Origin of the sequence: Thalassospira sp. CH_XMU1458, assembly GCF_037027205.1 — a bacterium.
Lineage (GTDB): Bacteria > Pseudomonadota > Alphaproteobacteria > Rhodospirillales > Thalassospiraceae > Thalassospira > Thalassospira tepidiphila.
In genome coordinates this window covers 346,951-359,440 of record NZ_JAYMDW010000001.1, presented here as the reverse complement: position 1 = coordinate 359,440, position 12,490 = coordinate 346,951, and the positions used below count along the sequence as shown (strand labels likewise).

13 protein-coding genes are annotated in these 12,490 nt (G+C 55.3%); 5 read left to right on the top strand and 8 right to left on the bottom strand.

Annotation, left to right across the window (positions count from 1 at the left end; genetic code table 11):
- Positions 1-4: 4 nt before the first annotated feature.
- The gene (locus WBY09_RS01690) at positions 5-610 is read right to left on the bottom strand and encodes an FxsA family protein (RefSeq protein ID WP_336231850.1); all 606 of its coding nucleotides are present in this window, start codon (positions 608-610) and stop codon (positions 5-7) included.
- Between the two features lie 380 nt (positions 611-990).
- Here WBY09_RS01690 and WBY09_RS01685 point away from each other — a divergent pair, with 380 nt between their 5' ends.
- The 3 genes from WBY09_RS01685 to WBY09_RS01675 all read left to right on the top strand — a co-directional run bounded on the left by WBY09_RS01685 (position 991) and on the right by WBY09_RS01675 (position 3,529).
- Positions 991-1,686, top strand: a complete 696-nt coding sequence (locus tag WBY09_RS01685; RefSeq protein WP_008888776.1) for a Tim44/TimA family putative adaptor protein — start codon at positions 991-993, stop codon at positions 1,684-1,686.
- 200 nt (positions 1,687-1,886) lie between these two features.
- Complete coding sequence (gene mltA, locus WBY09_RS01680; RefSeq protein WP_336231849.1) at positions 1,887-3,167, top strand: murein transglycosylase A; 1,281 nt, start codon at positions 1,887-1,889, stop codon at positions 3,165-3,167.
- The gene (locus WBY09_RS01675) at positions 3,164-3,529 is read left to right on the top strand and encodes a Dabb family protein (RefSeq protein ID WP_120223867.1); all 366 of its coding nucleotides are present in this window, start codon (positions 3,164-3,166) and stop codon (positions 3,527-3,529) included. The genes mltA and WBY09_RS01675 overlap by 4 nt, the downstream gene beginning before the upstream one ends.
- 186 nt (positions 3,530-3,715) lie before the next feature.
- Here the strand turns inward: WBY09_RS01675 and rlmN are convergent, their stop codons facing one another.
- The 6 genes from rlmN to WBY09_RS01645 form a co-directional block, all read right to left on the bottom strand.
- Positions 3,716-4,972 carry a 23S rRNA (adenine(2503)-C(2))-methyltransferase RlmN gene (rlmN, locus tag WBY09_RS01670; protein WP_336231848.1) on the bottom strand — a complete coding sequence of 419 codons (1,257 nt, stop codon included), beginning with the start codon at positions 4,970-4,972 and terminating at the stop codon, positions 3,716-3,718.
- A gap of 230 nt (positions 4,973-5,202) precedes the next feature.
- The gene (locus WBY09_RS01665) at positions 5,203-5,766 is read right to left on the bottom strand and encodes an invasion associated locus B family protein (protein ID WP_008888780.1); all 564 of its coding nucleotides are present in this window, start codon (positions 5,764-5,766) and stop codon (positions 5,203-5,205) included.
- A gap of 279 nt (positions 5,767-6,045) precedes the next feature.
- Positions 6,046-6,564: a hypothetical protein gene (locus WBY09_RS01660; RefSeq protein ID WP_336231847.1), complete on the bottom strand. Its 519-nt coding sequence runs from the start codon at positions 6,562-6,564 to the stop codon at positions 6,046-6,048.
- Positions 6,565-6,576: 12 nt separating this feature from the next.
- Positions 6,577-7,077 carry a bactofilin family protein gene (locus WBY09_RS01655; RefSeq protein ID WP_246878909.1) on the bottom strand — a complete coding sequence of 167 codons (501 nt, stop codon included), beginning with the start codon at positions 7,075-7,077 and terminating at the stop codon, positions 6,577-6,579.
- 284 nt (positions 7,078-7,361) lie between these two features.
- Positions 7,362-8,039, bottom strand: coding sequence for an EI24 domain-containing protein (locus WBY09_RS01650; protein WP_008888783.1), 678 nt, complete (start codon positions 8,037-8,039; stop codon positions 7,362-7,364).
- Positions 8,040-8,551: 512 nt separating this feature from the next.
- Positions 8,552-9,250 (bottom strand): LolA family protein, encoded by a 699-nt coding sequence (locus tag WBY09_RS01645; RefSeq protein WP_197146336.1) that lies wholly within the window; start codon positions 9,248-9,250, stop codon positions 8,552-8,554.
- Between the two features lie 234 nt (positions 9,251-9,484).
- On the opposite strand from WBY09_RS01645, the gene gshB reads away from it, so the two are divergent.
- A complete protein-coding gene (gshB, locus tag WBY09_RS01640; protein ID WP_008888785.1) occupies positions 9,485-10,429 on the top strand; it encodes a glutathione synthase in 945 nt (314 codons plus the stop codon).
- A gap of 96 nt (positions 10,430-10,525) precedes the next feature.
- Here the strand turns inward: gshB and WBY09_RS01635 are convergent, their stop codons facing one another.
- Positions 10,526-10,825, bottom strand: a complete 300-nt coding sequence (locus WBY09_RS01635) for a cupin domain-containing protein (protein ID WP_008888786.1) — start codon at positions 10,823-10,825, stop codon at positions 10,526-10,528.
- 199 nt (positions 10,826-11,024) lie between these two features.
- Between WBY09_RS01635 and WBY09_RS01630 the strand changes: the two genes are divergently transcribed.
- Positions 11,025-12,482: an alkaline phosphatase D family protein gene (locus WBY09_RS01630; RefSeq protein WP_336231846.1), complete on the top strand. Its 1,458-nt coding sequence runs from the start codon at positions 11,025-11,027 to the stop codon at positions 12,480-12,482.
- Positions 12,483-12,490 lie beyond the last annotated feature (8 nt).

Genomic DNA, 12,490 nt, shown 5'->3' with positions numbered 1-12,490 from the left:
GAATTCAGCGCGTCTCGTCACGCGGGGGCAAATTGCGCGGTGTTTCGGGATTGTCGCCCGGATCGTTGCTGCGATCGGTGTCGTTTGACGGGTCATTCGGGCTGACATCTTCGAAATCGCCATCAATGATCGGCCCGGCACCGCGCGCCCGTGCTCCGCCATGTCCACCGGGTCCATTCGGTCCGCGCCCGTTTGGTCCGCCTTGCGCACCGCTGGAATAGGTCGCACCGCGGAAGTTTGTCCGGATATTGCCCGACTGGACCAGTTTCATGATGACCTTGGCCCCGATCAGCTGGCGCAGCGGCGGGACAAGCAACAGGAAGCCAAAGGTGTCGGTGACAAAGCCAGGCGTCAGCAACAATACACCGGCAATCAGAATGCAGATGCCGTCAAACAGGGCGCCAATGGGCATTTCGCCCTGATCCATTTGGCTTTGCGCCTTGGCCAGGGTTTGCAACCCCTGGGCACGCATCAGGGACGTGCCGATGATGGCTGTCAGAACAACCACGCCAATGGTCGGCCATAGCCCGATCAGTTCGCCGGCCTGAATGAAGACCGCGATTTCGATGATTGGCATGGCGACGAATATCGCGAGAAAGTAAAAGCCCATTGTTTCTCCGTTTACTGGCGATCGATTGCCTGTATGTGCCGCAAATGTCGTATTATCACATACATTTTACGGCCAAAGCTGACGTCTTGCTGAAACTATTGCAGAAAACAACTTGGTTTTCAGCGATTTCTCATTAATCTGCACACTTAAGTTCGTTGGTTAGTTGGTGGGAACGCTAATGTGACAACGCGACAAAAATGCGGCAGATCGTCATCTTGGCCTTGCCCCGGCGCATATCGCACCGGTGAAGGGTGAAGATGATCACATCTTGCCGGGTAATCGGCAGTTGCCCTTGCATTTGGTTAAGTTCATACCATCTCTCCACCACGGTTGTGATATACAGACAACCAGTTTGAAACCATTAGGATCACGAGACCGTCTTGCAGTATTTCGATATATTCTTATTCGCTCTGATTGCGGTTTTCCTTGTGCTGCGTTTGCGCGGCGTGCTTGGCCGTCGCACCGGCAATGAAAAGCAGGGGCCGTCCGATATCTTTGGCCGTCAGACTCATGACAATGAAGGCCAGAAAGACGCCGCAGCTCAGACCGATAATGTTTATCGCCTGCCGGACTCCGGTAACGATCAGGATGCGGCAGATGTTCCTTCGGGCACGTTTGCAACCCTGCAGGAGATCCAGAAGCACGATCCGAACTTCACCCAGCAGGACTTCCTCAATGGCGCGCGCATGGCGTTCGAAATGATCGTCGAATACTTTGCCAAGGGCGACAAGGATGGCCTGAACCCGTTGCTTTCGGCCGAGGTTTACAAGAATTTCGCCGCTGCCATCGATGCCCGCGCTGAAAAGGGCGAGCACGAGGAAACCACCCTGGTCGGTATCAAGAGCGCGTCTATCCATGACGCCAGCCTTGAAGGCCGCACCGCCTATGTCACGGTCAAGTTCGTGTCCGAGGAAGTCTCGGTCATTCGCAATGCCGAGGGCGATGTTGTCGATGGCGACCCCAACAAGGTGGTCGAGGCTGAAGACCTTTGGACATTCGCGCGCAATATCGAAAGCCGCGATCCGAACTGGCAGCTGGTTGCGACCGAAACCCCGGAAGAAGAAACCGCCGATTAACGCGGGTTTCGCAAAGACCAAACATATCAAAGGCGATCCGATAAACCGGGTCGCCTTTTTTCATGTTTGCGGGGCACCGGGCGCGGCGCAATTATCGGCTTGTTAAGCATGTCAGGGGCAAAATCGGGTTTTCGCAAAGCCGATCTTGGGCGCAGAATCCGAGACGGTAACGTTTGCCTTGTTACAAGCGGGTTTCCATCTTGAAAAGACGACTGGTTTTATCGCGCAGCCTGTCCCTTGTTTCTGTGCTGGTCGGTGCGGCTGCTGCCCTGATCTGGATGTTTTGGCCACAAATCACCGGACAGATCGAACCCCCGGCCGAGGTGGAAGACAAACTGACCCTGCGCCCGGCCACTTTCGCCGATCTTGATGGCTGGCAGACCGATGATATGCGCGGCACTGTGCGGGCCTTTGCCCGGTCGTGCCAGGCGATGCTAAGACGCAGTGATGACAAACCCGTCGGGCCTGATCCGCGCATGGGGACCATCGGCCAGTGGCGGGATAGCTGCGAAACCGCGGTTTCCCTTGATGTTGAAAGCCTTCGCAAAGAAGACGCGCGTGCGTTCTTTGAAAGCGGTTTCAGACCCTATCTCAGTGGCAATCGCGATACGGCCGAGGGCCTTTTTACCGGCTATTACGAGCCGGAATTGCAAGGCCAACTGACCCGCGGCGGGGCGTATCAGACACCGCTTTATCTTAAGCCCAATGACATGGTCTCAATCGATCTTGGCGATTTCCGCGAGGATCTGAAAGGCACCAAGCTGGTCGGGCGGATCGCGGGTGATGCAATCAAACCCTATTACGACCGCGAAGCGATCGAGGAAGGGGCATTATCGGACCGCGATCTTGAACTGGTCTGGGTCGATGATGCGGTAGATGCCTTTTTCCTGCAAATTCAGGGGTCTGGTCGGGTGGTTCTGCCCGATGAAAGTGTGCTTCGGGTGGGATATGCCGCGACCAACGGTCATCCCTACTTTGCCATCGGGCGGGAATTGATTGCGCGCGGGGTGCTGACGCGTGAAACCGTATCGCTGCAATCGATCCGCAAATGGCTGCATGACAATCCGGGCGAAGCCGATGCGGTGATGAATACCAACGCATCCTACGTGTTTTTCCAGCCGCTCAAGGTTGATCCGAATGACCCCGAAGCGGGGCCGCTGGGATCGCAAGGGGTGCCGTTGGAACCGGGCCGGTCATTGGCAGTGGATCGCAGGTTCCATGCCATGGGGGTGCCGGTCTGGCTTGAAACCAGCGATCCGATGAATGCGGACCGTACATTCCGCCGCCTGATGGTGGCCCAGGATACCGGCGGGGCCATTCGTGGGCCGGTGCGCGGTGACATCTTTTTTGGCCCGGGCGAGGACGCGGCCCTTTATGCCGGCCACATGAATCGGCAGGGCCGCAAATATGTCCTGTTGCCCAACAGCATCGATCCGGCAAGCTGGCAGGATGCGGATACTCAAACAGGGGGCACTTCATGATCCGTCATATTGTGTTGCTGCAGATCCCAAGCCATATCGCGCAAAGCGACATCGACACCATGATCGGCGAACTTGAAAAAGTTGCCTTTTCAGTGCCGGGCGCATTGGCCTTTAGCGGCGGACCAAAGATGACCGGAAGCGGCCTTAGTCAGGGATTTACCCATGCCATTACCATTGATTTTACTGATCTGGCGGCGCGCGACACCTATGTGCGCGGCCTTGATCAGGACTGGATTGGCATTCGATTGTCGGAAATGACCGAAGGCGGCCTTGGCGGTATTCTTGCCATAAGCGTCAATGTCGATGACATCCATACCCCTGACAAGGGATCGGACAAGAAGCCGGAATTACGCTGGATCTGAACTAGATTACGTCAAATGATCTTATAATTACGATCAAAATACCGACCAAGATCAAACCGACGATCTAAATCACGGTTTTTGGGATATTTCGGCGCAGCGACCTGAAACAGGGACAGCGCAAAGAAAAACACCGGACAGCAAGGCCATCCGGTGTTGATCGATTTTGGGTCGTTGTTGGTGTCAGGCTTACTGGGCGGCAACGATGCCTTCATTGCCGGCATCCGATTTGCCGCAACCACCTGCGTCACCGGTGCTGCCAACGCGTGATTTGCGCTGGCGCTGGCTTTCGGATTTGAGCTGACCACAGGCGGCCAGAATATCGCGGCCGCGCGGCCAGCGGATCGGCGCTTCGTAGCCGTTATCAAGCAGGATTTGCGCGAACTTCTTGATATCGTTGGTCGGCGTGCATTCGTAATCCGAACCCGGCCATTTGTTGAACGGGATCAGGTTGAACTTGCAGTGAACGCCTTTGACCAGTTTGGCCAGCGCACGCGCATGTTCGGGTTTGTCGTTCACGCCTTTCAGCATGACATATTCCATGGTGATCGGACGGGCGTTCGACATGCCCGGATAGTTCCGGCACGCATCCATCAGTTCTTTTAGCGGGTATTTCTTGTTGATCGGCATGATTTCGTTGCGCAGATCATCATCAGGCGCATGCAGCGAGATCGCCAGACCAACGCCAAGGTCTTCGCCACAGCGCACGATTTCCGGCACCACGCCCGAGGTCGAAAGCGTAATGCGGCGGCGCGAGATCGAAATACCTTCGCCGTCCATGGCAATGCGCAGGGCATCGCGAACGTTTTCATAGTTAAACAGCGGCTCGCCCATGCCCATCATGACGATGTTTGACAGGCGACGGATGCCATTGGCCGGGGTCGGCCATTCGCCGTAGCTGTCGCGCGCGACCATGAACTGGCTGACGATTTCGCCCGGGGTCAGGTTACGCACCAGAAGCTGGGTACCGGTGTGGCAGAATTTGCAGGTCAGCGTGCAACCCACCTGCGATGAAATGCAGACAGCACCGCGATCTTCGTTGCGATCAGGGATATAGACCGTCTCGGCCTCGTTGCCGTCATGGAACTTCATCAGCCATTTGTGGGTGTCGTCAGTACTTTTCTGATCGGCTGTCAAAACCGGACGCCCGACATAGAAATCCTGCGCCAGGCGATCGCGCAGCTTTTTGGAAATGTTGGTCATGTCCTCGATGTCGGTAACACCGCGGTTATAGATCCAGTTCCAAAGCTGTTTGACGCGGAACTTGCTTTCGCCCATGCCAGCCATGAGTTCGGTCAGTTCTTCGCGGGTGATGCCGACCAGATCACGACGCCCGTCGGCAGCCTGCCCATTGGCGGCGCGCGAAACGAAGTCGGACAGCGACGGCCCATCCTGCTTGGCAGGGGCATCGGTCAGGGGTGCGTTTTCGGTCAGGACGTCGGTCATCCCGGGCTCTCTCTTTTGCGTAGTGTGGGTTTGCCAGACAGCTTTTTGGCCGTCTTGTTCTGGCGTCAGCGGGACTATACCAGAAATGATGCAAAAATGCTTGGCCCCGCATATAGCGGGGCCGGGTCGATTTAGAAACGATAAATTTCACATTGCAGCTATCACAGCATTGCAATCACGGTTGCAAAGCAGGCTGTGACGGCCCCACCAACCGGTTTGATCAGCTAGGATCAGTTGACCGGCTTGGTGTTGCAAGCCTTTGAAATCGCGTTATAGGCGTTGGTAAAGCCCGACAGCGAATAGGTATCGGTGGTCTTGGTATCGCGTGACGAATAGCCAACCACAACCATGGTCGATCCGGCTTTCATCGCGCTGACCAGTTTGCGGTCTTCTTCGCTGTTTACCGCCCAGGCGGAGTCATCATGGGTGAACAGCTTGAAACTTTTGGAATCGATTCGAAGATCAACCTCGCTGCCCGATTTGTAGGTATAGCCGGTAATGAAGCTGACTTCATTAAGCAGCTTGAGTGCCGGGCGATGGGTGACCATGACATAGATTTTGCCACGCTGGGTGTAGTCGCCTTTGGCCGAGGTCGGCTGGCTGCCCATATAGCAGACTTTCTGGCCATCCTCGGAATAGGTGTAGGCTTCCCACTTGCCGTAAACATCAATCAGCTGCGGGGAGTTCTGGGCCTGTGCCACATTGGTCGCAAAACCAAGCGCAAGCAGACAGGCAACCGCGCCAAAAGCGGCGGCAAACGAATTTCTGACGAGACGATGGGCGTGTTTTTTCATGAGGTCGCGTATCGTGTCTGAAGTTTCGGGATCGGTCCGACCGGACCACGTTAGGACGCATAAAATCCAAAGGATATGGCAAATTTATGAGGTTCGTTTTCCGAGATTGCCGCCAAAAGGTAAAGATTAAACCAAGGAATGCGTCCAACCGGGTGCCAACAGGCAAATTTTACAAATTATTCTGTGGATGGCGCCGGACGCCAGCCATGGCTGGTGATGCCCTTCTTGACGGGATTACCGGTAAACCGTTGTCACACCACTAAAATTGATCGGCAGGTGTCAGCCGCGTGCGAGATTCTTTTTGACCACCTGATCCAAACAATCCTGAACCGTGATCGGCTGATTTCCGCGCCGCATTCGCGCCAGCATGTGACGGAGTTCACGAGGCGCGCCTTCGGTTGCCGGGGCAAAGAAGGCATCAAACGAACATTGATCGGATCTGTATTGCCAGACGCGGATGTCACCTTCGCCGCGGATCATTTCCGGTTCGCCGATTTTGGCTTCGACTTCCGGTTCTGACAGCCCCTTGAGCGATGCGTTGGGCACCGGCTTGAACGGGATGGCGGCCGTGGTGGTGCGTGATTTTGAATTTTCAGGCCGCCTGCGGGATTCGGGCTGGGTCGTGGTGACGTTGCCCTTGGTATTGAGCTCGCCGTAATTGGTGTTTGTCGAACCCGGTGGCACTGACGACCCGCCGCCACAGGCCGATAGACCCATGGCAATGAGCGCCAGAAGCAAAATCACCCCGAATGGACGGGTGACGTCTGTTCGGGGTGATGTTTGGGTCAGGGCAATCATGCGCGCTAAAAATCAGGAATCGTCAGATTTGCGCGGGATGGTGATTGCGCCGGTGCTGCCGCCGCGGCTTATACCGGTGTCAGCGCCTTCGACATATTCCAGCTCGCCCTTGATGCGGGCACCATTTTCGATCTGAAGCGCACCATAGGTGATTTTGCCGCTGATTTCAGCCGAGTGGACGACAACCACACGGCCAGCCGTCAGTTCACCTTCGAACTTGCCGCTGATTTCGGCCTCATCCACCTGGGCAGAACCGATGAAGCTGCCGCCATCGGAAACTTCGAGGCGCGAGCATTCCTTGATCTGGGCTTCGACAACGCCTTCGACGACCAGAACGTCACAGGAACCGATTTCACCTTTAAGCGTGATGTCGCGACCAACTGTCAGTTTCTTGCCCTCGGAGGAGTGGCTACCCGATCCTCCCGGGCGACCGGAACTGCCGCGGGTCGGGATTTCAAGCGGGCGCTTCGGGATTTCCGGGCGGAAGTTGGTGGAGTGCGGTTTGCTGGACATTTGCGGTTCATCCTTTGTGCGCGGTTGGGTGAAGAGCCGCGGCTCTGTTCGTTTTTCTGTTTTTTCGAACGTGCGGGTTTCGCTGGCTTTGTCAGATGCAGCATCAGAGGCCGAGGTCATCGTCCCGGAAAGCTTGTCTGATCCATCCAGGCGAGATGTATCTGACGAAGTCGCACTTCTGTCGACTGTTTTGTTGGCTTTTTTCTTTCCAAACATGGGATGACCAGATCCTTAGAGTTGCAGTTTCGGTGTTGGTCTAGGTGTATCGGCCTTGCGGTTACCGGTCAGGCAGTCTCGGGCACATAGGTGCCAAGACGCACAGAATAGTGGACCATAAAGGCGGTGGCGATGATCGGTGCGACCAGATTGACCAAGGGAATGGTCATCAGGAAGGTCAAACCGACCCCGGCAATCCAAAGCTTTTTCTGGCGACTTTTGCGAATGGCCTCAACCGTCCGCGCATCATAGCGGCGTGCGGCAACCAGTTCAAAATATTCACGCGACAAAAGATAGCCATTCATCCCGTAAAACGCGATGACATAGAGCGGGCCGGCCAGAAGAAGCGGCAAAATCAAAATGTTAAGCGCCAAAGCCGTCAGGGCGAATTTAAGACCGCTGATCAGCGCATCAATAATCGGCTGCGGACGGGTATCGGGCAGGGTCGGATAGTGCTTGTCTTCGACCGCGTCGGCAATCTGATCGAGCAGAAGGCTCGAGATCAGGACCGTGGCGGCGGGAAACAGCAACAGCACAAGAAGGGTCAGACCGATGCCCAGAAGCCAGTCCACGGCGGTTTCAAGCCAGCCACCATCAGTGAAGAAGGTGATGGAATTCAGGCCGAACCAGATCAGGACCCACAACCCGACAATGGTTGCCAGCGCACCGGCAACACCGATCAGCACAACTTTGCGAAAACGCGGGTCGGAAAACTGCGCAACGGATTTCAGAAAGTCATTGATCATGGAAGATGTTGGTCCTGTCCTGTCATGTGTCGAGTCTGCGGAATATATCCGCAAGGGAATCATGCATCAGTTTAGTAGGCAATTAAAATTAACAGCCTGTGAAATCAGGGGGTGGCTTTGCAGATTTCCCAAGAATGCGACATCTATCGCAGGCATCAGGCAAAAAAAAGGCGTCCGGCCAGGGGGGAGAACCGGACGCCAGCGCTCCGATAATCTGGAGCGTGAGGAAAGGTAGGGGAGACCTTTTCCTCACACCGGGTTCCCGTCGTTTAGGGGAACCTTGTGACAGACTCACATATAGGAAGCACAGGGCGTCCATGCCATGGGTTTGGGCCCGAAAAAGCCGACAAATTTTGAAACTTTTCGCTGATTCCAATCGGCGGTGATTTCGTTACGAAATCACAATTACATTCACTACTTGGCCAAGCAGTTGAATCAGAAAATATTCTTGATCCGGCACCGGTTTACGGGCGGTTCAAAGACATCAAAATCGGATGGGAAATTTTTTTGGGCTAGTTGCGCTGATTTGGCCAGATGCGTTCAAATTTGAACAGTTCCGGGTCAAGCTGCATGCCCTCTTCGGTATTGAACAGGGTGACCGTGGTCTCGACCCCGGTCGGGTCCTTGACGCTCCACTGACGCAGTTGCATCGGCTTTTCCGTAAACACCAGGGTTACACTTCCGGCACCCGGATCGGATTTGCGCACCAGCTCAACGCGCACAGTTTCGGCCGTGCGACGATAATCGACAATCTTGACCTTGTCGGTCAGCGAGATGTTTTCCGCCAGGATGATCCCGGCCGGGGTTTCATCAATGTCGAAATAGGTCGGTGCGTTGATTTCCTTGTCATAATAGATGAAATCATGACCGGTCGAGACCAGCAGGATCTGGGCTGGCGGATTATATTCAAACCGCATCTTGCCCGGGCGTTCCATATAAAGATCGCCTTCGGCCGCACCGCCATCCGATGAAATCTGAACGAACTCGGCCTTCAGCGTCGTGATCCCGGCCAGATAGTTTTCGATTTTTTCGATCATCTCAGGCGTGATCTGATCGCTTGCTTGCGCGTGGGCTGTGCTTGGCAACAGGGTCAGACTGGTGACGGCACCAAGACCGATGGCGGACGCAATGACACTTGCCGCAAGAACGGCGCGGCCTTTCTTGCCAAACAATTTCCAGCGAGTCTTCGGTTCTTGGGTCAAACGGGTCATGTGTCTTACCGGTGTTCGTAACAATTCGTTGATCGCAATCATGGCGATTGCAGAAGGTGAATGGCGGATGATAAAAATCGTGCCAAATAGTAACCACTCACTGCGAGTAACATATCGCATCATTTGGCCGGGAAGGCCAGCCGGGTCAAGCCATGCCCGCAAATGACCTTAATTGGCCGTTTTGAGCCTTAATTGCAGGTCATTTGACCACCGGCAAGCAGGAGAACACGTTTAATGAGCCGTATCGTCGCCATCCAGATGGACCCGATCGAGAGCATCGATATCAAGGGGGATTCGACCTTTGTCATGGGCCTTGAAGCCCAGGCGCGGGGATATGACCTTTTGCACTATCATCCCGATGACATGTTCTATGACCGGGGCCGGATCAAGGCGGAAGTCCGCCCGATGACGTTGCGCTACGAACATGGCAACCACCATGATCTGGGCGAAGCACGGGTGATTGATCTGGCGCGCGAAACCGATGTGATCCTGATGCGTCAGGACCCGCCGTTTGACATGAACTATATCACCGCAAGCCATTTGCTTGAGGCGATCCACCCGGAAACCTTTGTGGTCAACCATCCGGGCCATGTCCGCAATGCGCCGGAAAAGATCTTTGTCACCGAATTTCCCGATCTGATGCCACCGACCCTGATCACCCGGTCGGCAGCCCGCATCAAGGAATTCCGCGAAGAATTCAAGGACATCATCGTCAAGCCGCTGTTTGGCAATGGCGGGGCGGGTGTGTTTCACCTTAAACCCGGTGACGAGAACCTCAATTCGCTTTTGGAACTGTTTGCTGCCCAGTCGCGTGAACCGCTGATGGTGCAGGCCTATTTGCCTGATGTGCGCAAGGGCGACAAACGAATCATTCTGGTTGATGGAGAACCGGTGGGCGCGATCAACCGCGTTCCGGCCGAGGGTGAGGCACGTTCGAACATGCATGTCGGCGGTGTGGCCGAGAAATCGATGCTGACCCCGCGTGAGCGCGAGATTTGCGATCGCATCGGGCCGGAGCTTAAGAAGCGCGATCTGATCTTTGTCGGGATCGACGTCATCGGCGATTACATGACGGAAATCAACGTCACCTCGCCGACGGGCTTGCAGGAGATCAACCGGTTTGACGGCTCCAAACTTGAAAGCCTGATCTGGGATGCGATTGAAACGCGGCTTGGCTAGGCCGAGCTCCCCATTTCGGTGAAGCTAAAAAGGGCAGGTGACGATCACCTGCCCTTTTTGCTGGGTGATTTTTGTGGGGCTTGAGGCGGGCTTTGATCAGCGCGCCTTGACCTCGACCTCGACAAAGGTGATGGCAAAGTCATTGTTGTTGATCACGTTATGGGACACGCCGGTCTTGCGGGCATAGGATTTCCCGGCGGTCATGTCGGACGGAAACGTTGTACCGTCATCATTAACAATGGTCAGGGTGCCAGTCGTCATCGGGACGACGACATAATCCATGCCATGAACATGATCACCGGTTTCGGAGCCGGGCGGGAAGTGCCATTCGGTCACCTTGACAGCATCGTCATCAACCTGAACGGTGGGAATGGCTTTGGGGCGCTGTGCAGTCACTGGGTTTCTCCAATTTTTGCGGTTAACCCGTTGATGATAGCGACAAGTCCCTCATGCTGCTTGCCTTTTTTATGTCGGCCTCTTGTGTGACTTTGACGATGCCGTCGCCGTCCGGTTCCGCTAAGCTGGAACTAACGCGGCGATCAAACGTATGTTTCAAGGGTCAAGTTCACATCATTTTGGCAGGTAGTAACAGCGCATGACCAGCTCCGAGGCGACAAAAATCACCGATCAGGATCTTTTCGGGCCGTTCCTGTTTGCCCGGGGTGCTGATGCCAAGACGGCAAAAATCGCCGCCCTTGTGGTTGCCGATGATGGTGCAGAAATCCCGGAATTGAAGGCAAATGGCCGTGAGGTCATTGCGCCGTCAAAGCTTGCAACGCTGTTTGGCCGAAGCTATTGGCGGTTTGATTTTGAATTGCCGTCAAACCGGGCGGCATCATATAGTTTCGGAAACGAAACATACGAGGTTTGCACCGATCTTGGGGGTGATCTTCGCATCGGGTTTGTGTCGTGCAACGGACAGGAAGACGGCGATCTGGACCGGCCGCTTGAAGACCGCAATGCGTTATGGACGGATTTGGGCAAAGAACACGCAAAACAGCCCTTCTCGCTTTTGCTGCATGGTGGCGATCAGATTTACGCCGACGGCGTCTGGGAATGCCACGAGGATATCATTGCCTGGGACAAGGCCGGGCGAAGCGAACGGTTGGCGACCGCGTTTTCCGATGTCATGCGCGACGCCGTTTTGAAATTCTATCTTGATCATTATCTGGCGATTTATGGCCAACCGCAGATCCGCCACATGCTGGCGCGCGTGCCGTCGCTTATGATGTGGGATGACCATGACATTTTTGATGGCTGGGGCAGCCACAAGAAGTGGTTTCAGGGCAGTGCCGTTGCCAAGGGCATGTTTGACTGCGCACGACAGGCCTTTTGCCTGATGCAGCTTGGCTGCACACCCGATGATTTGCCCGATATGGTCAAGGATCGTGAGGGCATAAGCCTTGGCTGGCGCACCGATTTTCCGGGGGTCAGTATTGTTGCGCCCGATTTGCGATCCGAACGGACACCAAATGACGTGATGGGGGCCCATGGCTGGCGCGATTTGCCCGAGATGCTCAAAACCGTGCCGGATGGCAATCGTATTCTTCTGATGTCGAGCGTGCCGGTGATCGGGCCACGACTATCGTTGATCGAGATGGTGTTGCATCTTTCCCCGCGTGCCCAGAAATACGAGGATGACCTGCGCGATCAGTGGCAAAGCCGCTGGCACCGGCGCGAATGGTGCCGTTTCCTTGAGCTGATCGAAGAAATCGCCAACGAGCATGACCATGAGATCACCCTGCTTTCGGGGGAAATCCATGTTGCAACCCGGGGCACCTTTGAAACACGGGGTAAAACCATCCATCAACTGGTGGCATCGGGCATTTCGCACACCGCACCGCCCCCCACCTTTGCCAGGGTTTTGGGCCTTCTGGCATGGATCGGGGAGAACCCGCTTCCGGGTCGGCCGACAGAGTTAAAACCGCTGCCGGAACGCAAAGGTACCTATTGTGCGGCGCGAAATTACCTTACACTGTTACGTAAAGACACCAACTGGCATGCCAACTGGCATCTCGAAGGAATTGGCTGGACGCCGGATTTGCGCGTTTGACCGCGAAG

Coding starts and splice junctions, on each gene's coding strand:
- WBY09_RS01650 (WP_008888783.1), bottom strand. CDS start 8,039: ATGATCAATGACTTTCTGAAATCCGTTGCGCAGTTTTCCGACCCGCGT.
- WBY09_RS01645 (WP_197146336.1), bottom strand. CDS start 9,250: ATGACCCGTTTGACCCAAGAACCGAAGACTCGCTGGAAATTGTTTGGC.
- gshB (WP_008888785.1), top strand. CDS start 9,485: ATGAGCCGTATCGTCGCCATCCAGATGGACCCGATCGAGAGCATCGAT.
- WBY09_RS01630 (WP_336231846.1), top strand. CDS start 11,025: ATGACCAGCTCCGAGGCGACAAAAATCACCGATCAGGATCTTTTCGGG.
- WBY09_RS01660 (WP_336231847.1), bottom strand. CDS start 6,564: ATGATTGCCCTGACCCAAACATCACCCCGAACAGACGTCACCCGTCCA.
- WBY09_RS01675 (WP_120223867.1), top strand. CDS start 3,164: ATGATCCGTCATATTGTGTTGCTGCAGATCCCAAGCCATATCGCGCAA.
- rlmN (WP_336231848.1), bottom strand. CDS start 4,972: ATGACCGACGTCCTGACCGAAAACGCACCCCTGACCGATGCCCCTGCC.
- WBY09_RS01690 (WP_336231850.1), bottom strand. CDS start 610: ATGGGCTTTTACTTTCTCGCGATATTCGTCGCCATGCCAATCATCGAA.
- WBY09_RS01655 (WP_246878909.1), bottom strand. CDS start 7,077: ATGTCCAGCAAACCGCACTCCACCAACTTCCGCCCGGAAATCCCGAAG.
- WBY09_RS01665 (WP_008888780.1), bottom strand. CDS start 5,766: ATGAAAAAACACGCCCATCGTCTCGTCAGAAATTCGTTTGCCGCCGCT.